Origin of the sequence: Desulfonema magnum (genome assembly GCF_017377395.1) — a bacterium.
Lineage (GTDB): Bacteria > Desulfobacterota > Desulfobacteria > Desulfobacterales > 4be13 > Desulfonema_C > Desulfonema_C magnum.
Window position 1 is genome coordinate 4,182,402 of sequence record NZ_CP061800.1, and the last position, 21,948, is coordinate 4,204,349.

Annotated in this window: 8 protein-coding genes and 3 CRISPR repeat arrays; all 8 genes read left to right on the plus strand. The window is 45.4% G+C overall.

Annotated features, from left to right (window positions below; genetic code table 11):
* Nucleotides 1-469 precede the first annotated feature (469 nt).
* The 8 genes from dnm_RS16225 (at nt 470) to dnm_RS16260 (ending at nt 21,841) form a co-directional block, all read left to right on the plus strand.
* Nucleotides 470-2,908, plus strand: a complete 2,439-nt coding sequence (locus dnm_RS16225) for a hypothetical protein (RefSeq protein ID WP_207677967.1) — start codon at nt 470-472, stop codon at nt 2,906-2,908.
* Nucleotides 2,909-3,449: 541 nt separating this feature from the next.
* The gene (locus dnm_RS16230) at nt 3,450-5,111 is read left to right on the plus strand and encodes a hypothetical protein (protein ID WP_207677968.1); all 1,662 of its coding nucleotides are present in this window, start codon (nt 3,450-3,452) and stop codon (nt 5,109-5,111) included.
* Entirely contained in the window at nt 5,092-6,861 is a 1,770-nt protein-coding gene (locus tag dnm_RS16235; RefSeq protein ID WP_207677969.1) for an RAMP superfamily CRISPR-associated protein, read from the plus strand. Before dnm_RS16230 ends, dnm_RS16235 begins: the two co-directional genes overlap by 20 nt.
* 301 nt (nt 6,862-7,162) lie before the next feature.
* Nucleotides 7,163-8,728 (plus strand): RAMP superfamily CRISPR-associated protein, encoded by a 1,566-nt coding sequence (locus dnm_RS16240; RefSeq protein ID WP_207677970.1) that lies wholly within the window; start codon nt 7,163-7,165, stop codon nt 8,726-8,728.
* A 158-nt stretch (nt 8,729-8,886) separates the two neighbouring features.
* Nucleotides 8,887-11,340: a TIGR03986 family type III CRISPR-associated RAMP protein gene (locus dnm_RS16245; RefSeq protein ID WP_207677971.1), complete on the plus strand. Its 2,454-nt coding sequence runs from the start codon at nt 8,887-8,889 to the stop codon at nt 11,338-11,340.
* 116 nt (nt 11,341-11,456) lie between these two features.
* Nucleotides 11,457-12,254: a GxxExxY protein gene (locus dnm_RS16250; protein WP_207677972.1), complete on the plus strand. Its 798-nt coding sequence runs from the start codon at nt 11,457-11,459 to the stop codon at nt 12,252-12,254.
* A 128-nt stretch (nt 12,255-12,382) separates the two neighbouring features.
* The gene (cas6, locus tag dnm_RS16255) at nt 12,383-13,378 is read left to right on the plus strand and encodes a CRISPR system precrRNA processing endoribonuclease RAMP protein Cas6 (RefSeq protein ID WP_207677973.1); all 996 of its coding nucleotides are present in this window, start codon (nt 12,383-12,385) and stop codon (nt 13,376-13,378) included.
* A gap of 752 nt (nt 13,379-14,130) precedes the next feature.
* Nucleotides 14,131-15,758: a CRISPR direct-repeat array (repeat unit 36 nt; unit sequence GTTGACCAAAGACCCGGAAATGGAGGGGATTGAAAC).
* A 799-nt stretch (nt 15,759-16,557) separates the two neighbouring features.
* Nucleotides 16,558-17,635: a CRISPR direct-repeat array (repeat unit 36 nt; unit sequence GTTGACCAAAGACCCGGAAATGGAGGGGATTGAAAC).
* A 798-nt stretch (nt 17,636-18,433) separates the two neighbouring features.
* Nucleotides 18,434-19,916: a CRISPR direct-repeat array (repeat unit 36 nt; unit sequence GTTGACCAAAGACCCGGAAATGGAGGGGATTGAAAC).
* Between the two features lie 668 nt (nt 19,917-20,584).
* Nucleotides 20,585-21,841 carry an IS110 family RNA-guided transposase gene (locus tag dnm_RS16260; RefSeq protein WP_207677974.1) on the plus strand — a complete coding sequence of 419 codons (1,257 nt, stop codon included), beginning with the start codon at nt 20,585-20,587 and terminating at the stop codon, nt 21,839-21,841.
* Nucleotides 21,842-21,948: the final 107 nt, after the last annotated feature.

Below are 21,948 nucleotides of genomic sequence, written 5' to 3' on the forward strand. Positions count from 1 at the left end.
ATAACGAATTTAGGGGAAGCCGACCAAGCCCCGTGGGGGCAGCATATTTGTAGTCACAGGCTTGCAGGCCCTCGTCAAGCCCCGTAGAGGCGGCATATTTGTAGTCACAGGCTTGCAGGCCCTCGTCAAGCCCCGTAGAGGCGGCATATTTGTAGCATGCAAAAATGTCGCCTACGGGGCTTGGCCGGCCGGCGTGATAAACGGATGCTACAAATATGCCGTCCCTCCAGGGCTTGACCGCATATGCATCAGGCTAAGATTACAACCTACTGTTTTTATTAACTCTGATTTTGCCGGACGGGGTTTGCAACCCCGTCCGGAATATTTTCCCGGATCGCCGCCCGCAAACGTTTCGGACGGGGTTGCAAACCCCGTCCGGCAGCCGTCCCTCATTCTTAGCCTGATGCATATGGGGCTTGGCCGGCCTCCCCTAAATCTGTTATAATCAAAAAAACTATAAGGTAACATAATGAAACAACACATTTTTTTTCTCGGCGGACATGATGCTGAAATGTTGGAAATACGCAGCATTCTCAAAGAAAAAGGGGAGCAGTTTTTTGATCATCACCTTTCCTGGGGAGCCTCGCTCTCTGCTTATGAAGAAGAATTAAAAACGCTCTCTGATGACAGCATTCCTGTCTTCATCGAACTCAGACCCGATTGCCAATACCCAAAAAATACAATCCTTGTTGACCACCATAATGAGAAAGCCGGAAAAGACCGGAAAACCTCTATTGAGCAGGTTGCCGACCTTCTCTGTATCCCACTTGACAGATATCAGCAGCTGATCAGTGCGAACGATAAAGCCCATATCAGAGGGATGAAAGCCTTACATGCTTCTGAAAAAGAAATCTCGGAGATCAGATATGCTGACAGAAAGGCCCAGGGAGTCACCGAAGATGACGAAAGACTTGCAGAGGCATCAGTGAATAACCACCTTGAAAAAATCGGAAACAACGCTGTGATCATTGACAGCCTTACGAATAAAGTTTCCGCTGTTTTCGACAGGCTTTATGATCAGTACAGCCATGTCTTTGTATTCACACCTGACGGACAGATGAATTATTCTGGTAAGGGGGAGATGGTCTGCGGTCTTGTGAAAATGTATGAAGAAAAACAAAAGGACAAGTCATCCAAAAATTTTTTTTGGGGCGGAGATATGCCGGAGTATGGTTACTTCGGAACCACCGAACCTTTGGATAAGGAGGAGATCAGAAAAATGGCAAACGAGATGCAGGAAAGAATCATATCCCAGCATATTTTTATGTTTCCTTTCCGAATATCAAATCAGGGAGAAAAGGAAAACAGTCCGGCTGACATACGCAGCGTATTTCATGAGTTTCGTAACTCAGGATGGAAATACAAATCTTATAATCCCACAGATTCAGCCGCCAATTACAATGAATATTTCTATTTCCATGAGTATATCCGCAAGGCAATATTTGAAACAAGAGCCAGCGGGAAAATTGAAGAATGTTTGGAAAAGGGTGCGGCCGAGGTCATCTCTTATTATTTTGAAAGGGAAACAGGCGAGGATTCGCAAATGGTCATTCATATAAAGGATGACCCTGACAATCCTGATACATTAGGCCCTTACAAACTCAGAATTGATCATCTGTCCCTCAGATTGTTTGAGACAGGAATCGGTATCATTTCCATAGAAGTGCTGAACCATGACTATGAAAAAATACAGGATGTTTTATGTATCAATGATTTTGGCAGGCGGTTATATCCCCAATTTCTTGCTGAACCGGAGTTTGGCGACTTGAATCCGACAAAAGGCAGTTTCCTGGCTGACAGAATAGAATTTCAATGCAAAGATTTTCAGTCAGATGAAACCCTTTTGTTTGAAAATTATTTCAAACAAGAATTGCAAGTTGCTGAATATATGCGAAAATTGACAGGAATCCATTTCCTTGAAAAGTTTAAATATGTTCCCATATTAGATGACCGGATGTACACGGTCTGCTGGTATGGAAGTGACTGGTGGAGCAGAAAGCTTGCTGAAATGAATGAAGAGACCGGAGAATTCGCTTATAAATCTTCAGATGAATGGTACAAATTCATCTTTGTGGATGGCAAAAATGTGGGATGCGCTCCCGGAGAAATGAAGACAGAGCTTATAAAAAAGCATACTTATTCCAGATGGGCCTCAGGGGGAAGCTTTTTCGGCGTGACTCGTTACAGTCTGATGTGTCTGACTAATCAGGAATTCTTTGGTTCCAATATCATCAGGACTCATATGCAAACCATGTACTGCCAAATTGCCGTCCTCCTTCTTGCCCAGCGGGCCTCCATCCTAAAATTTTCAACCGATGTGACAAAAATCAGCGGAGAAATAGAATCCTTTGTCAGATCAGATAAGGGGGAGAAATTCGAACCCATTGAGCAGGAGATAAAAAAACTCCATTCAGCCTATATCCGTTTTGTGAACAGGCTGTGGTTTACAGAAGTCACGCCCCAGGAGCAGGGCATAGAAATTTACACCATGGCCCTGAACGCAATGGGGTTAAAGGAGCAGACTGAGGAACTCAGAGATGAAATAAGAGAATTGTATGAGTTTGCAAAAACAGAAGAGGATGCCAAAATAAACAAGAGACTGAGCATCCTGAACACAATTATATTCTTTTTCATGCCTGCCACGCTCATTGTTGCCTTGTCTGATTTTATCATCGGATTTCTGCCAGATGGGGGAGGCAGCAAAGGAAGGTGGATCGCCGGCTTGTTTATTTTTCTCATGATCGCTCTGAGCGGATATGCTGCATCTCGAAAACTTCTGGAAGCAGATTATGAGGATGAAATTGAGAAGCTGATCAGACCTCGTACCTTTTTTGACATATTGTCCCAGTTCTCGGTTTTCATACCTCTTTTGCTGGCATTATGGTTAATTATTGAGATAATTTTCTAACTCGTCAGTCGTCAGTTGTCGGTTGTCAGTTGTCGGTTGTCAGTTGTAAAATATTTTGACAACTGTCTGAAATTAAGTACCTGACCAAAAATTTTTTCTGATTATAACGGATTTCGGGGGACCCGGAATATGACAGCGGATAGGAGGATGAAACAGATATGTCCGTCCGGCACCGGACCGGGAACATGGCGTCGGACGGGCGGACGGGACGGAAATCCGGTTAATCCCGAAATCCGCTGTCATATCATTCTGACCGGCCTCCCCCGAATCCGTTATAATCAGAGTTTTTTATATTCAACCAGCCAACAGGAGGCCAGAAGGTAGCAAATTGCTACCTCCGAATACTCTCTTTACCCTATTGATCTGTTTCCATTATTGCTCTATGCAAGTGGATGGACTTTATGAACAAGAACAGAGAAAGGGGATAAGAAAGGGAATTTTTTTTCCTTTTCTTATCCTCTTTCCTTGTTCTTCTTGCTAAAAAAGAACAGGGAAAGGGGATAAGAAGGGGAAAACAACAATAAACCAAAGAGGAAGCGGAATGGCAAAATATTACCTGCGGATGGAAGCGGTAAATCTTTACGCTTTCATAGGGGATACTTATGATTTAAGCACTATCCGGGGCGGGGGATTGCTGTTGCTGGAATCTGCCAAACAGGTTCAAACTAAATTCAGTTCTGCCCTCACAGTCATCAGCACAGGCGCATCTATCGGCTTTTTTTCGTTTGAAGCGGAAGATGATGCCAACGCTGAGGCTTTGCGGCGAAATGTTGCGGAATTTTTAAGAAATGATGAAAATTTGCAACATGCCACTTTTGTGGTGGATTTTGAAAAGGCTGACAAAGATTTTCTTCAGACAAGGGAAATGGTGCTGGCAAAAAATCGCTGGCGACAGTTCCAGCAGCCCACGGTGGTCATTCCAGAGCCAAATGAGCATATGGATCACTTCTGCCCTTTGGATAAGGTGCGTCCCGGGACGGAAAAATCTAAAGTCAAGGGTAAGGAAGAAATTATTTCCAAATCTGTGGCACAACGTCGCAGTCATGGCATAGATCAGAAAAAGAGGGATTTTTATATTTCAGAAATTGGTGAATTCTGCGGAAGTGCCATAACCGCCGATTTTGTAAGTAATCTGGAATCTCTGACAGATGACACGGAACAGGGCAATCTGCATCACAAGATGGCTGTGATTTATCTGGATGGCAACGGTTTCACCAAAATCAGGAACAAATACTGCAACGACGAAAATACACTCAGACAGTTTGACATACAGCTCAGAGGGTTTCGGGCGGATGCTTTGAAAGCCCTGCTGGACAGGATGGATGACGGCAGCTACCGGGATAAAGATGAACGCTACAGGCTGGAAACCCTGCTCTGGGGAGGGGATGAACTGATCTGGGTCGTTCCGGCCTGGAAAGGATGGAATGTGCTGGACTGTTTTTACACAGCTTCCGCTTCCTGGGAATTTGCAGGCCAGAGGCTGACCCACGCGGGTGCCATGGTCTTTTGTCATCATAAGGCACCGATTCACCGGATCACCCACTTATGTCAGGACCTGGCAGACTCGGCCAAGGCAGCAACCTATTTCAAATTAACCAGACAATCTTTCAGCGCGCTGAAAAAAGAGGGGTTTCCTGACCTTATTGAGAAGCTGACCAGCTTGAGAGATACGGTGTATGAAGGTAAGGCGGACTTGATATATGCGTTAAGCAGAACACTGGAAAAAGATCAGTTTGATCAGCATAACGCTCTGATTTTGAAACATGCTGAAAAAGCAGCAGGCAGAGAACAGAACCTGTTCCAATATCTGGTTCTGGAATCCTTTGATCATATTGGCAGTGACCTGGAAACTTACCGAAACCTCCAATGTCCCATCCCCTGGAAGATTTCATTCAGCGGGGAGGACATGGCGGACATGGCGGATAATATCCGTGCGCTCAAGGCGGATTTTCCCCGGGGCCAGATTTACAAAGCAGTTCATTCTGCCCTGTTTTCAGTAAAAGAAAACCAGGAACAGGCATCTTATTATGATCAGTTTGAGGAACGCCTGAAACAAATTTTACCTGAAGAGGTTTTTAATAAGGCAGAAAAGCTGATTTCCGGCGGTTATTTCGGAACCAGTCCCGGTGCATGGCTGCATCTGGCCGAACTTTGGGACTATATCCCTGAGGAGGAAAAGCATTATGAAGGAAGTAACGCTTAGTGTGATCCTGACGTTAAAAGGGCCGGTCATTGCCGGTTCTTCTGCCGCGGGGGCATTCGGCATTGATCTGCCCTTTGCCAAAACCGGATCAGGCGAACTTTATCTGCCGGGAACCCATGTCAAAGGCCGTCTGAGAGAAAGTATCGAGGCGATTCAGTCTGCTCTGGAACTTTCTGAGGATGAGATTGAGGAATGGCTCGGACAAGGCTCCTCTGAATATAATCGGCCCAAACGGGGACGTCTTATTTTTGAGGATTTTGTCACTCTCACGAAGGATGGGAAAGGCATTCGCACCAGAATCCGCATGGACCCGGAAAGAGGAGCCGTCAGAAAAGGGGCATATCTGGTGATCGAATCGCCGTTTAAAAGCGGAGAGATGGTTGAATTTAAAGGCCGTATTCGCTTTTTTTGTGAGAATGACGGTGAATTTTCAAAGATAAAGACGATCATTCATAAGGGCCTGCGCTGGATACCCGCACTCGGAGGCCAGCGGAGCGCAGGCTTTGGCTGTCTCACACATGTGAAGCTTGAGAAGGAATCCGAAACCCTCATTCCCGAAATCGTGACGCCTCGCACTTCGTGCGAGGCATTGAACCTGAAACTTTTTCCCAAGTCTCCTTTTTGCATTGCCATACCCAGGAAAGCGGAAAATCTTTTTGAATCTGATTCTGTCATTTCCGGAGGGGCCATCAAAGGCAGCATTGCCAACACGCTCAACCGCATTCTTGGAAAACCACTGAATGAGGAAATAGATGATTCCCTGCCCCCGCCATGGACAGAACTGGGCCGGTATTTCTCGGACATCCGCTTTGACCATGGGTTTCCATCTTCCGAGGAAGGAGGTCGTCCCACGCATTACCCGCTTTCCACGGTCAGAACGCAGAAAGATGAAGAATCAGATAAGGCCGAAACTCACGACGTGATTTTCTGGTCCGGTCCGAGGCTGATTCATGGAAAAGCCCCTGTGTTTTCAACAGACTGGAAAGGGAAAGATTTTGAAGCCGTGGAGAGTGAGTTCAGGTGGGGAAAGCGGCCGAACACGATTTTACGGGTCAGAACCGCAATGGATAAGGACAAACGCCGGTCAGACGAAGGAAAGCTTTTTGCTTATGAAATGATCAATCCGGAGGGTTTTGTGTGGCACACCCGGGCGAATCTCACAAAAGTTCCTGAAAAGGAAAGGGTCAACGTCCGTTCCCAGTTGGAGACACTGCTCACGGAATTCGGAATCAGATATCTGGGAAAGACCAAAGCAGATGTGGAAGTCATTGTCTCTCCGGCTGAGAAACAGACCGTTCCTGATCCTGCAAAAGAGAATCTCTGGGTGATCACGCTTCAGACACCCGCACTCATGACTGAGCCGAAAACTTCGCTCAATGAGGCTTTGGTGAATTCTGAGATTTTGTTTAAGGAATATAATGCGTTCTGGAAAGAGATTTCCGACAACACACTGACGCTGATCCGTTTTTTTGCCGAGCAGAAACTTATGGGCGGTTATCTTCATTACCGATTTCAATCCGGCAGGCCCTACAATCCGTTTTTGCTCACTTCGGAAAAGAGTGTGTTTCTCCTGAAGTCAGATGAGGGAAAACCGTGGAAAGAGACAAAAAAACTTTTCAAAGACTGGCTTTCTCTGGGGCTTCCGCTACCAAAGTGGGCTTTGAAAAAGTACGGTGGCGAGGACGGCATTTCCTGGAAAAATTGTCCGTTTGTTCGGGAAAACGGTTTTGGGGAAATCACCTTGGGATAATTGAGAATTGAGAATTGAGAATTGAGAATTGAGAATTGAGAATTGAGAATTGACAATTTCCTGATTCTAATGGATTTTGCTGACAGGCTGGCTCGAATGACAGCAATCTGTGCGCTGATACATAAAGTACAAGGAAAGAGGATAAGAAAGGGAAGAGGATAAGAAAGGGAAGAGGATAAGAAAGGGAAGATGCATTTTCCCTTTCTTATCCTCTTTCCTTGTACTTTTGGAGGCATAACGGATCAAAAATCCTTTAGATTCAGACAATTTCTGTGTCTGATAGCTGATAGCTGGGGGAATAATGGAACGCTTAACTTATGTTCGATATCGCATTGACGGAATATTGAGGGCAATGACACCGCTTCATGTTGGTTCGGGAGCGGAAAGAGATGCTGTGATTGACGATGAAAAAGTAAAAGTATCGGAGGTGGTCAAAGACAGTAAAAGCTTTCCCTGTCTGCCTGCAAGCACGCTCAAGGGAAAGCTTCGTTCTGCTGCTGACCGGTTCTCAAATGAGAAGGCTCTGACTCGTGAACTTTTTGGAACCGGAGAAAAAGATCAGGAGGTCGGCGCGCGTCTGTTATTTCAGGATGCTTTGCTGGACAGGGATTTATCAGAGATTCCGCCGCTTTTTGAAATGCCGCTTGAAAACGGAAATTTCCCGCTTTACTGGGATGCCTCCTGTTTCACTTATATTTCAACGGGTACGGCTTTAAACCGAGTAACCCGCACTGTGGAGAAGCATAAGCTTTTTTATCATGAAACCGTGCCTTCGGGTGCTGTGTTCCGGGTGAGTATTTTCGGGGAGGGACTTACGCATGAAGAACTGGCGTTTCTGCTGAAACTGCTTGAAGGGTTTAAGGGAGAACACGGAATATGCCTGGGCGGAGAAACAGCTCATGGTTTCGGACAGATGCAATGGGAACACCCGGAAGTGAGCGGCGTGACCAGCGAGGATGAACTCCGGGAATGGCTCAACGGGACAGCCACAGGATTTGAGGGGTTTCCGAAAATTTCCGGAGAAAGGTTAAAACACATCCAGGATAAAATCAGCCTGTCCGCTCCGGTTTCGCGGGATGTCCTGTCTTTGGAACTTAAACTTTGTTTTGACGGTCCCTTTATGGTGAATGATCCGTCCCAGGCTTATAAAGCTGATGACGGGGGCCTGAGTCATACTTATCTCAGAAATGAGAAAAATCAGATTGTGCTTCGCTCCAGGTCTTTTCACGGGGCATTGAGAAATCAGGCCGAGCGGATCATCCGCACGGTTGCCCCGGAGGAACTCAGAGCAAAAAAAGCCTGCTATATTGAGGACCATAAGACATCCTGCCCCCCAATTCATAAAAAAGAGCAGACAGAGAATCTCTGCATGGCGTGCCGTCTGTTTGGCGGAAACGGATGGCGTTCTCCCATCATGATTTCTGATTTTCTGCCTGTGCCCAACGGACACGGAGAAGAATGTGAACAGGATTTTGTGGCAATAGACCGATATACCGGCGGCGCGGCAGATCGGAAAAAATTCAAAGCCTGTTATCGTTTCGGCCCCATACTCAAAGGCAGGCTCAGGATAGATTTGAGCCGCGTCGGCCCCGTCCATGTCGGTGTTCTGGCGCTTGCCTTGCGTGATCTCCTCGAAGGCGATATGTTCATGGGGTTTGGCAGGAGCAAGGGCTTGGGAGCCTGCCGGGGAAAGATTACGGAAATAAATTTGCCTCAGCATTATCCGGAATGGATGAAAAAATTTATGTCATCCTCTGAAAACTGGGAACAACTGGCTCAGACCGAGCTGCCGATGAACCCTTTGCAAACTGAGCTTCTGGAACATCTGGTGGCGGACTTTAACGAAGCAGTCAGTATTGAGGCATAATCAGCAGATGGAAAATTCAGACTCATGCTCGTTCCCATGCTTCGCGTGGGAACGAGATTCCGGAGTGCAAAAATTTTATTTTTGCACTTGCGAAAATAAAATTTTCGCACTCCGGATAATGTTACGTTTCAATACCTTTCTGTTAAGGAGTGAGAGATATGGCTGATATTATTGTGGGAAAAATTCATAGTCTGAATGCTAAGTTTGGTCTTGCCCGGTGTGAGCAACTTGGCAACAAAGATATTCGATTTCCAATCAAAGACGCAAATGGAAACCTTATTGTTCCTGAATTGAAGATGGGCATGTTTCTGGGCTTTGAAAGGGCGCATTTGGAACCCTGGCTGGGTAACTGCTTTAAGGCAGCGACTTACCAGGCGGAGAAGGATCCCGAGAAAAAAAATGAGTCGTCAAATACCTCCGAACCGGAGACACCAGGCAGAGATACGGAGGTACCGAACAGAGATATGTTCACCTATCCGTATAATTTTGTTCATCCTGCCAACCCTCTGCATGAAAAAAAACCTGTCTGCGGACTTCATGACCGGTTTTATGCGAATCGCCATTCCGGGGAAATCGTCTGCGTTCTCACCACGAAAACGCCTGTATTTATACCGAGTTCCCAGGAATGGAAAAAGGCTGTGACGCTTGAGGGACATACAAAGGAAAAACCAAAGATTCACTGGGAAAAACCTTTTTACACGCTTCCGGATGACACCTTTGCCATTCCCGGATCATCCCTCAGAGGCATGATTCGCTCTGTTGCCGAAACAGCTTCCAATTCCTGCTTTTCTGTTTTTGATGACAACAGCCGCTTTGCCTACCGGCTGACGAAAAGGCTTCCTTTTCGTCGTCCCGGCAGGATTGTCAAAGTAGGAGAATCGTTAAAAATCAGCCAGATGGGTATCGTTAAAATCAGTATGGATGCCCTGTCCGTTCTCGGCATTCCGAATCATGTCAGTGTGTCCTGCGATGACAACAAGATTAAATTTATGTGTGTGGATTGCTTTCGGAGAGGCGAGCCTGAAGTGATATGGGCAAAGCATGATGGTAAAGAATGGCCGAACATCAGTCCGAAGGAAATAACAGGGACAAAGGGAAAGGTCGTTGATCGTAGCGGCCGGTATTTTATTGAAAAAGATGGGATGAGTTACAGACTTCCAAAACCCATGGGCCAAAAATACAGAAATACGACGGTGAGTTTCAAAGCAAAAAAGTTTCCACGATTCAGCAGAGGCGCACAATGGTATGTTTCGGAAATAAGCGGTGAACCGACCATTGGTAGGATGAAGACGGGCTGGGTAAAATGGGCGGACGTGGGAAAAGAGGGAACGACCAAGAAGACGCATCAGGTCTTTTTTGAAGAGACCCGTCCCCGAACCTTTGAGACATCTGATACGGTCATTGAGAATTATAAAATCGCCCAGGAAGGCAAAGACAATAAAAACCCGAAGAAACTTGAAGAAAACCAACTGGTCTTCTTTACCTGTGACAACGAGGAAAAATTTGTCACCAGTATCGGCCCGGTTCGGATGCACAAAGATGTGTATCGGTATTCCACAGGCCATTTCCTGAAACAGCTTGGAAAAGATGTTACGGGTGATGAAGATACGTTTACGCCGTGCGATGACCCGGATCGGGTATGCCCGGTGTGTCAGTTGTTTGGTTTTATTCCTGAACAGAAAGACAAATCAGAGCAGGGGATTGCCGGACGTATTTTTATCTCAACAGCAAAGCTGATTTCTGCGGTTCCCGAATCTGTGCCTGTTCCGCTGCGTATTCTCGGGGGACCCAAACCCAAATACTATCCGTTTTATCTGACGGGTGAAAAAGGAAAGATTCACCAGGGATTTGATAATGACCGTCCCAATGGGAGATATTCATGGGAAAGCGATTTGGCCCGGATGCCGGGCCGGAAGTTTTACTGGCATCATCCGAATTTTGTGAACCAGCCGGAAAACAAGGACTATCTGAGCCATCATCCTGGTGAGAATGGTGAAAAGATTGAAGAGCCGAGAACAGATCAGAATATTACTGCTCGTGCGCTTCCTGCTGCCTGTGAATTTCGCTTTGCTGTCCGTTTTGAGAATCTTTCTTCCGAGGAACTGGGGCTTCTGTTATTTGCCATTGATTTTAATGACAAGGCTGACGGAAATCATTGCCACCATGTCGGCATGGGGAAATCATTGGGAATGGGCACGGTAATGCTGAGAATTGATGCGGTGAAACTCACGGACAGGAAAGAGCGATACAGCTCTCTTCAAAAGAGCGGAGAACTGGAAAGAGATGAGACTCTGAAATGCCTGGAGCGTGCCCGGGAGGAATTTGCCAACACCATGTCAGCGAAAAACGGGGGGGGTTCTTTTGAAGAGATTCCCAACATTCGGGACATGCTCAGAATCACTGATATTACAAATCCGTCTGAGTCTTCGGATGTTCGATATCGCCCGCTGAATCTCCGGCCCGATGAGAATTATGCCTGGTTTGGCGGAGGCACTGTTCGCCGTGACGGATGGAGCAGAGGCAGAAAATATATTCGTCCTCATCAGAAGCTTCCCTCCGTTGCCGAGGTTGTGGAAAATAATGTGAGAGTTGGCCAGGGAGAATGGGACTAGTGAAAAAGAACAAGGAAAGAGAACAAGGAAAGAGGATAAGAAGAGGAATAAGAACACTTTTTCCCTTTCTTATCCCCTTTCCCTGTTCTTTTTTGAGACACTGAGGAACATCTCTTATGCACGAAGAACTGACATACGCCATCAACAACTGTCTGTTTGAAGTGTTCAGGAAGCTGGGCAACATTTGGAACGAGAATGTTTATGAAAGCGCTGCGGAGCTTGAACTCCGGGCCAGGGGGATGAAAACAGAACGACAGAAAGAATTTGACGTGCTGTATTTTGACAGGCGTGTGGGGCGTTGCAGGACTGACCTCTTAGTTGAGAACACGGTCATTGTGGAACTGAAAGCCGTGCGGAACATCCTTCCATTGCATCGGGCGCAACTGATTTCCTATCTGAAAGGCATGAACATGCCATTGGGAATTCTCGCAAACTTCGGCGGTTTCAAAGCAGAATGCCGGACTTTCCCAAATATTGCAAGCCTCAAAACGCCGCTGAGAGATGATTTTGATTTTGACAAAATCCGTCTGGAAGGCAAGGAAACCATAAAAGAACTGCTTTTTATGGCAAATCGGATTCTGACGACACTGGGGGTCGGTTATGTCCATCATATTTATCGGCGGGCGTTTTACTGCGAACTGAAAGAGGCCGGTATTGATTTTGAGATAAAAAAGGAAGTTATTGCCCGATACCGAAATCAGACAGTCGGTTCAAGGGAAGTCATTTTTTTCATTATGGGGGATCTGTTGCTCTCGGCCATGGCTGTGAGGGAACTGGACGATCTGATCTTGCACAAATTCTGCAACTACGGACGTTATCTTAAAAAAAAACGGGGACTAATTTTCAATTTCAACAGCCTGCATCTGGATTTCAGGTATTTTTCGGATATGAACAAGAACAAGGAAAGAGGATAAAAACAAGGAAAGAGGATAAAAACAAGGAAAGAGGATAAAAACAAGGAAAGAGGATAAGAAAAGGAAGAAGACCGCCTTTTTCCCCTTCTTATCCTCTTTCCCTGTTCTTCTTTCAAAAGGACCCAATCATGTTTGACAACATCAGTTTTTCACGATTTAATGCGTATTTCACGGTTCAAAAGCCTTTGGAGCTTCCGCCTTATACGGGTTCGGCTTTCAGGGGCGTTTTGGGGCACGCTATGCGAAAGGTCCGCTATGGCATGAAAAAGCAGTGCGAGGCCTGCCCGGTGCGACCCCAGTGCCGCTATGAAAATCTTTATGCGTATCTTTTTGAATCTCCCCGGGACCATCCTTATCTTGTAAAAGCGGATCTGTCCCAGAACATAAGGCAGGAGAAAAACTATCCCCGGCCTTTTGTTCTTGATCCTCCGGCTGGAGGCGCATGGAAAGCAGGGGATATGCTATGTCTTTCCTTTACGCTGGTGGGCAGGGCGATTTCCTGCTTTCCCTTCATGGCCTGCGCCCTGGGTCAGATGAACAGCATCGGTTTCGGAGCGGCTCAGGGAAATATTTTTCTGGAGGCGATTACGGACGGTTTTCCTTCCGAGGATGGCGGCGAGACTGTCATTTATGATGGCGAAACCGGTGTCATCGTGGGACCCGGACAGATTTTTGATTTTAATATGATGACTGAATGGGCCGCCCGGCGCCTGTATTCCGAGGGACACGCTGAGAGGTTTTGTGTGCTATTTCTCACTCCTTTCCGCTTCAAAGACCGGGGCAGTCTGGGAAGGTCGCTTTCCTTCAATGTTTTTATGAGAAATGTCCTTCGCAGGCTCACGTTTCTTTCCGTACACAGCCCGCTTTCTTTTGATATCAACTTTGAGGATATCCTGGACAGGGCGAGGAGTGTAAAAATAGTAACCTCCGACCTTCGCTGGTATGACTGGCAGCGATATTCTGCCCGTCAGAAAACAAAGATGAACCTGGGCGGGCTTGTGGGAGAGGTTGTATTTTCCGGGGAACTGGACGAATTCCTGCCTTATGTCAGGCTGTGCGAATTCCTGAATGTGGGAAAATCCTGCACTTTTGGGCTGGGGAAGTATGAATTGAAAATTGACTGATTATAACGGATTCTGGGGAGGCTCCGGCCGTGAATATGACAGCGGATAAAAAGGATGAAACGGATATGACTTTTCAGATCGGCTTCCCGCGGTGCCGGATTACGGGCTGCCTGCCGGGATAAGGGATAGGGCTTTCCGGATCGGAAACACCCTTCGGGGAACCGCTGTCATATCGGCCGGTACTATCCGTTTCATCCCCTGAATCCGTTGTCATATTGCCAGCCTCCCCTAACTCCGTTATAATCAGAAAATTGAGAATTGATAATTGATCCGGAATGCAGAAATGAGGCGGAGCGAAGCGGAATTTTTGCATCCTTTGATAATTCTCAATTCTCAATTACTAATGCGGTCTGAAAAAAATTGTTTGACCTGAGCAGCCCATATGTTTTATATGTTCTGAATATTTCATATTGGTGTCCCGGTATTAAAAATATGTAAATTTCGAAATACTAAAAAAAGATGTTTTACTGGGTAAAAATCTGTAAAAAAAATTTCGAAAAAATCAATTTTAAAGAGATATATCTTGTATCCAACATCTAACTATTTGAAATAATTATATAAAAATTTTTCAGAAAAAAATAACCGAAAAAAGTTAGTTTATTTTCTTTGATATCAGGATGTTAAATCAGATTTTCCCGATATCGTTCCGACATAAAAAATCGAAGACAAAAGGAGGTTTTTAAGTGGATTTATTCTTTATTATCAAGAAATTAAAAATTTTTAAAGACGTAAATCACGTCTCGTGGGAGGGGGTTGACCAAAGACCCGGAAATGGAGGGGATTGAAACTAACCGCCGTACGTTGCTTTGCAGAAACATACAGGTTGACCAAAGACCCGGAAATGGAGGGGATTGAAACCGAGAAAAAATGGCATCGGCAAGATTAATAAATTTGTTGACCAAAGACCCGGAAATGGAGGGGATTGAAACCTGCCTGCAACTTCAATTCCACATCCCCCCCCGTGTTGACCAAAGACCCGGAAATGGAGGGGATTGAAACCACCATCCTCTGTCATAAGCCTCTTTTTCTTTATCGTTGACCAAAGACCCGGAAATGGAGGGGATTGAAACCCAACAATAACCCCTTTGACTATATTAGTCATGTTGACCAAAGACCCGGAAATGGAGGGGATTGAAACTCTACTCTTTCTTCGTGAATAAGACCTTCATAGTTGACCAAAGACCCGGAAATGGAGGGGATTGAAACTGCTTCTGCATAGCCTGTGCCATAATTGTCATAGTTGACCAAAGACCCGGAAATGGAGGGGATTGAAACGGATTTTCGCGCGACCATTCGCTGTCCTCATTTGTTGACCAAAGACCCGGAAATGGAGGGGATTGAAACTAAAATTATGACCTGAAAATCCTTTCCCGCAGTTGACCAAAGACCCGGAAATGGAGGGGATTGAAACCATATTTTCGATGCTGAAAAATCATATTTTCCCAAGTTGACCAAAGACCCGGAAATGGAGGGGATTGAAACTCCTAATTACCTCTTTGCCAAAGGGGGTTTCGGGGTTGACCAAAGACCCGGAAATGGAGGGGATTGAAACTCCAAAATATCATGAAAATTATCAAAATTTGTTGACCAAAGACCCGGAAATGGAGGGGATTGAAACCCCGATTTCCGCGTCCGTCATCATAAACGACTTTGTGTTGACCAAAGACCCGGAAATGGAGGGGATTGAAACTTGTTCCCAGAGGTCGGAGGCTAGGTCAGGATCAGTTGACCAAAGACCCGGAAATGGAGGGGATTGAAACACGGCACCAGAACCAGTCTCCACGGTCTCAGTCGCGTTGACCAAAGACCCGGAAATGGAGGGGATTGAAACATCTTTCTTGGTTGTCTTCCCTTGAGCCAAAATGGTTGACCAAAGACCCGGAAATGGAGGGGATTGAAACTCTGGTTCTGGTTCTGGTTCTGGGATTTTCTTAGTTGACCAAAGACCCGGAAATGGAGGGGATTGAAACTGTTAAGATCCCCATCTTGTGCTTTCAACCGTGTTGACCAAAGACCCGGAAATGGAGGGGATTGAAACGACCATTCCCTGCTGGGCTTTCCATCGCCCTTCGGGTTGACCAAAGACCCGGAAATGGAGGGGATTGAAACCTCGCTTTCCAGGTATCCAGTCTTTGGAGCTGTTGACCAAAGACCCGGAAATGGAGGGGATTGAAACTATAACTATATCTGCACTATTTATATTGTATATAGGTTGACCAAAGACCCGGAAATGGAGGGGATTGAAACATGCAAATGATGACTCTTCTCCGGCTTTAGTTGACCAAAGACCCGGAAATGGAGGGGATTGAAACTCTTCTTCTTAACCTTAGGTTCAACGGCTTTGTTGACCAAAGACCCGGACATGGAGGGGATTGAAACCAAACTCCGGGTTCGGTTTTTTCGATCTGCCGGACGGGGTTTGCAACCCCGTCCGAAATATTTTCCGACCCCCGAAAACAAACGTTTCGGACGGGGTTGCAAACCCCGTCCGGCAGTCTTATAGATCGGCTTCCCGCGGCACCGGATTACGGGCTGCCTGCCGGGATAAGGGATAGGGCTTTCCGGATCGGAAACACCCTTCGGGGAACCGCTGTCATATCGGCCGGTACTATCCGTTTCATCCCCTGAATCCGTTGTCATATTGCCGGCCTCCCCTAACTCCGTTATAATCAGAAAATTGGAGAATTGATAATTGATCCGGAATGCAGAAATGAGGCGGAGCGAAGCGGAATTTTTGCATCCTTTGATAATTCTCAATTCTCAATTACTAATGCGGTCTGAAAAAAATTGTTTGACCTGAGCAGCCCATATGTTTTATATGTTCTGAATATTTCATATTGGTGTCCCGGTATTAAAAATATGTAAATTTCGAAATACTAAAAAAAGATGTTTTACTGGGTAAAAATCTGTAAAAAAAATTTCGAAAAAATCAATTTTAAAGAGATATATCTTGTATCCAACATCTAACTATTTGAAATAATTATATGAAAATTTTTCAGAAAAAAATAACCGAAAAAAGTTAGTTTATTTTCTTTGATATCAGGATGTTAAATCAGATTTTCCCGATATCGTTCCGACATAAAAAATCGAAGACAAAAGGAGGTTTTTAAGTGGATTTATTCTTTATTATCAAGAAATTAAAAATTTTTAAAGACGTAAATCACGTCTCGTGGGAGGGGGTTGACCAAAGACCCGGAAATGGAGGGGATTGAAACCTAAATACCAGAAACCCAACCACCATCCTTTATCGTTGACCAAAGACCCGGAAATGGAGGGGATTGAAACTTAGCAATCTTAAATGCATCGCTAAAAGTACTTCGTTGACCAAAGACCCGGAAATGGAGGGGATTGAAACCGAAGGTCTCCTCCGATTGCGGAGTCAACTTCGATGTTGACCAAAGACCCGGAAATGGAGGGGATTGAAACCCAAAACCCCGACCACCATCCTTTATTGTAAGCTGTTGACCAAAGACCCGGAAATGGAGGGGATTGAAACTCATCGGGATCGACGAAGTGGACAGTGGCATATGGTTGACCAAAGACCCGGAAATGGAGGGGATTGAAACCAAAGTTACCTCTCCAATGTTGTGCTGGTTTTTGTTGACCAAAGACCCGGAAATGGAGGGGATTGAAACTATTTTTTTAAAAGTTGAAGTGCCTTCTTAAGGGTTGACCAAAGACCCGGAAATGGAGGGGATTGAAACAAACAAGGGTACCGCCAAAATTAATAGACAGGTTGACCAAAGACCCGGAAATGGAGGGGATTGAAACCTACTCCAATTTTTCCGTCTCCACTCACATCTGCGTTGACCAAAGACCCGGAAATGGAGGGGATTGAAACAAGTTGAAGTGCCTTCTTAAGACACTTCAAGGGTTGACCAAAGACCCGGAAATGGAGGGGATTGAAACACATATTGAATTTTGATACTGTCCCTCTCTTCCAGGTTGACCAAAGACCCGGAAATGGAGGGGATTGAAACTGTCTCCATACACTTTTCATCAAAAATTATGAAAGTTGACCAAAGACCCGGAAATGGAGGGGATTGAAACACATATTGAATTTTGATACTGTCCCTCTCTTCCAGGTTGACCAAAGACCCGGAAATGGAGGGGATTGAAACCCCATCCGCCGCAAGCTCAACGCCCGAAATGTTGACCAAAGACCCGGAAATGGAGGGGATTGAAACAATAAAAATCAATTCCTCCTGCCCGAATCTTCGGTTGACCAAAGACCCGGAAATGGAGGGGATTGAAACAGCATAAACTGCCTCTGAAAGCCGATCTGCCGGACGGGGTTTGCAACCCCGTCCGAAATATTTTCCGACCCCCGAAAACAAACGTTTCGGACGGGGTTGCAAACCCCGTCCGGCAGTCTTATAGATCGGCTTCCCGCGGCACCGGATTACGGGCTGCCTGCCGGGATAAGGGATAGGGCTTTCCGGATCGGAAACACCCTTCGGGGAACCGCTGTCATATCGGCCGGTACTATCCGTTTCATCCCCTGAATCCGTTGTCATATTGCCGGCCTCCCCTAAATCCGTTATAATCAGAAAATTGAGAATTGATAATTGATCCGGAATGCAGAAATGAGGCGGAGCGAAGCGGAATTTTTGCATCCTTTGATAATTCTCAATTCTCAATTACTAATGCGGTCTGAAAAAAATTGTTTGACCTGAGCAGCCCATATGTTTTATATGTTCTGAATATTTCATATTGGTGTCCCGGTATTAAAAATATGTAAATTTCGAAATACTAAAAAAAGATGTTTTACTGGGTAAAAATCTGTAAAAAAAATTTCGAAAAAATCAATTTTAAAGAGATATATCTTGTATCCAACATCTAACTATTTGAAATAATTATATAAAAATTTTTCAGAAAAAAATAACCGAAAAAAGTTAGTTTATTTTCTTTGATATCAGGATGTTAAATCAGATTTTCCCGATATCGTTCCGACATAAAAAATCGAAGACAAAAGGAGGTTTTTAAGTGGATTTATTCTTTATTATCAAGAAATTAAAAATTTTTAAAGACGTAAATCACGTCTCGTGGGAGGGGGTTGACCAAAGACCCGGAAATGGAGGGGATTGAAACTGCCTCTTTGCACTCGTCTTGAACCTCAAGGGTTGACCAAAGACCCGGAAATGGAGGGGATTGAAACCCGTGTATGTGAATATTCACAATCTATTAATTGTTGACCAAAGACCCGGAAATGGAGGGGATTGAAACAGAATTTTCATCGACAACGGTTTTATTTGTGTTGACCAAAGACCCGGAAATGGAGGGGATTGAAACCCATAAAGAGGGTTAAAATCCATACTCATGGTTGACCAAAGACCCGGAAATGGAGGGGATTGAAACACGTTGTCATTGAGTGAAGCTTTTCGGTCTTCACTGTTGACCAAAGACCCGGAAATGGAGGGGATTGAAACAACGACAGGCATCCCAGATGCTCCTCTGAGACCGTTGACCAAAGACCCGGAAATGGAGGGGATTGAAACTTTTCCCCCAAATTTGGCAAGCAAGCTCGCTACAGAGGTTGACCAAAGACCCGGAAATGGAGGGGATTGAAACGTCGCGCCTGCTTCCCGCAAACCAGTCAAGTGGCTGTTGACCAAAGACCCGGAAATGGAGGGGATTGAAACAGATAACGGGTCGTCTATGTTCCGCATCTTTTTCTGTTGACCAAAGACCCGGAAATGGAGGGGATTGAAACATCCTACTTTCCCGCCAACAAGATTTTCATCCTTGTTGACCAAAGACCCGGAAATGGAGGGGATTGAAACTCACTTCATCACCAGCTGAAAAACCTTGATAGAGTTGACCAAAGACCCGGAAATGGAGGGGATTGAAACTTATTATCTTTCCAGGCTTCTAGTACGTTTTCTTGTTGACCAAAGACCCGGAAATGGAGGGGATTGAAACCCCTCAGAAATGCCGTCGACAGAAACATCAGCTACCGGTTGACCAAAGACCCGGAAATGGAGGGGATTGAAACCCAGTTCCGGTTCCAGCCACAACACCAAAACGTTGACCAAAGACCCGGAAATGGAGGGGATTGAAACTCAATTTCTACATTTTTTCCGTCAGGTACGGGGTTGACCAAAGACCCGGAAATGGAGGGGATTGAAACTCTACCAAGACATCAGAAATTTTATAACCAGGTTGACCAAAGACCCGGAAATGGAGGGGATTGAAACCTTTCACCTCTATTATATTCAACATATCCCTCTGTTGACCAAAGACCCGGAAATGGAGGGGATTGAAACAAAGCCCCTTCCCGTCTTCGAATCCCATTCTTGTTGACCAAAGACCCGGAAATGGAGGGGATTGAAACCGATTAATACCCCCCTGTTCAGTAAACTGGGGGTTGACCAAAGACCCGGAAATGGAGGGGATTGAAACTCCACCACCATCATCATCCACATTCGGGTCACGTTGACCAAAGACCCGGAAATGGAGGGGATTGAAACCTCCGATTGCGGAGTCAACTTCGATCATCCATGTTGACCAAAGACCCGGAAATGGAGGGGATTGAAACTGAAACACTTCCCTCTTTAAAAGAGAAAAAAAAGTTGACCAAAGACCCGGAAATGAGGTTTCTCGGATATTATATCCGAGAGAGGGATGAGAGATTATTCTCTTAAACTCAGCGTCGGGACGCCGACATGCAGGATGTTATAGGATTTGTCTCTCCGGAAGGGGGGAAGGAGGGAACTCCGGAGGGAAATTCGGAGGGAAAGTGAAAAAAATGGCGGAAAAAGAAAACACCTCTCCTGTGCATCCCGTTTTCGAGGATCGGAGAGATTCAGCGGGATTCCGTGAGACCGGCATTTTTTTTCGCAGTTTAATTCTGATTGTAACGAATTTAGGGGAGGCTGTTAAAGCCCCGTGGGGGCGATATATTTGTAGCATTCATCATGCCGGGCCGACCACAAGCCCTTACGGGGCCTGGCAGGGGGGGCGGCAAATCTGTTGCTACAAATATGCCGCCCTTACAGGGCTTGGTCGGTTCTCCCCTAAATCCGTTATAATCAGAAAATTTGTAATTTTTCCTAACACCTGACACCTGACATCTAACACCTTTTTCATATAAACTCCCATGTCCTGCGGACACAACAAAGGATGAAACTTTTGATTTTTGGTTCAAAATGTCATAACTACTCTCAGAATAAATATTTATCAACAATTATAACAGGAAGGACGGTTATGACTAAAAAATCAGACACCCCGATTATTTCAGTAATGCATCCCGTTTGTTGCGGACTGGACGTTCACAAGAATATTATTTCAGCATGTCTTATTACTCTGAATCCCCTTGGCTCGCCGCAATATGAAGTGAGGGAATTCCCGACTTTTACAGACAGCCTTTTCCTTTTAAGGGACTGGCTGACCGACAATAATTGTCCGACAGTTGCAATGGAAAGTACAAGTGTGTATTGGCGTCCGGTTCACAATATCCTTGAAGGACATCTGGATGTTGTCCTGGTAAATGCGCGCCATATAAAAAATGTTCCCGGCAGAAAGACGGATACCGAGGACAGCAGATGGCTTGCCAATCTCCTTCGCCACGGGCTTGTGAAAGGCAGTTTTATTCCGGCAAAGGAAGTGAGACAATGGCGTGACCTGACAACGCTTCGGAAAAATTACACACAGACTCTCGGAGATTACAAGAGGCGTGTTCATAAACTGTTCGAGACCGCCAATATCAAAATCAGTTCTGTGGTGACCGATCTGTTCGGAGTGACAGGACGTAACCTGATCAGTCTCCTTTGTGACGAAGATGCGGATTTAAGCCTTGAAAATATTGAAAAATGTGCGAAAGGAAGTCTCGGTTCCAAAAGTGCGGAACTTCATCGCAGTATTCAGGGTTTTTTTGAAGATCACCATCGTTTTCAGTTAAAACTGCTTATGGATACAATTGAGGCAACGGAGCGGAATATTAAATCCGTAACTGCCCGTCTTGCCAGGCTTATGAGGCCTCATCAGGAAGTTTTGGATCGTCTGGACGAAGTATACGGGATTAACACAGTGGCCGGTCAGTCAGTGCTCAGTCATATAGGATTCACACTGGAAGAATTCGGAAATGAGGCTGCTTTCTGTTCCTGGGCAGGACTTTGTCCCGGAAATAATGAAAGTGCCGGCAAGCGTAAAAGCGGCAGGTCCCCGGTCCGAAATCATCCCTTTAAAACAGTCATGGTTGAAATTGCATGGTCTGCCATTAAGAAGAGGGACTCATATTATAAGGACAAATATTATCGTATAAAATATCGGCGCGGAGCCAAAAAAGCTGTTGTCGCAGTTGCTCACAGCATAGCAAAGGGAATTTATCATATAATAAAATACGGAGAATCTTTTGAGGATCTGGGTAAAGGATATCTTTCCGGCAAAAATCAGGAAAAAAAGATAAACAGACTAAAAAAACAGGCCGCACAGTTAGGATATGACCTGGTTGCTTCCGCTTAACAGAGAATAACCTTAAAATAAATTGAAAACTGTAAAGAATATGAAGAATATACCGAATCCGTTTTTTAACAGGAAAGGATAATAACAGCCTGATGTAAATAAAACTG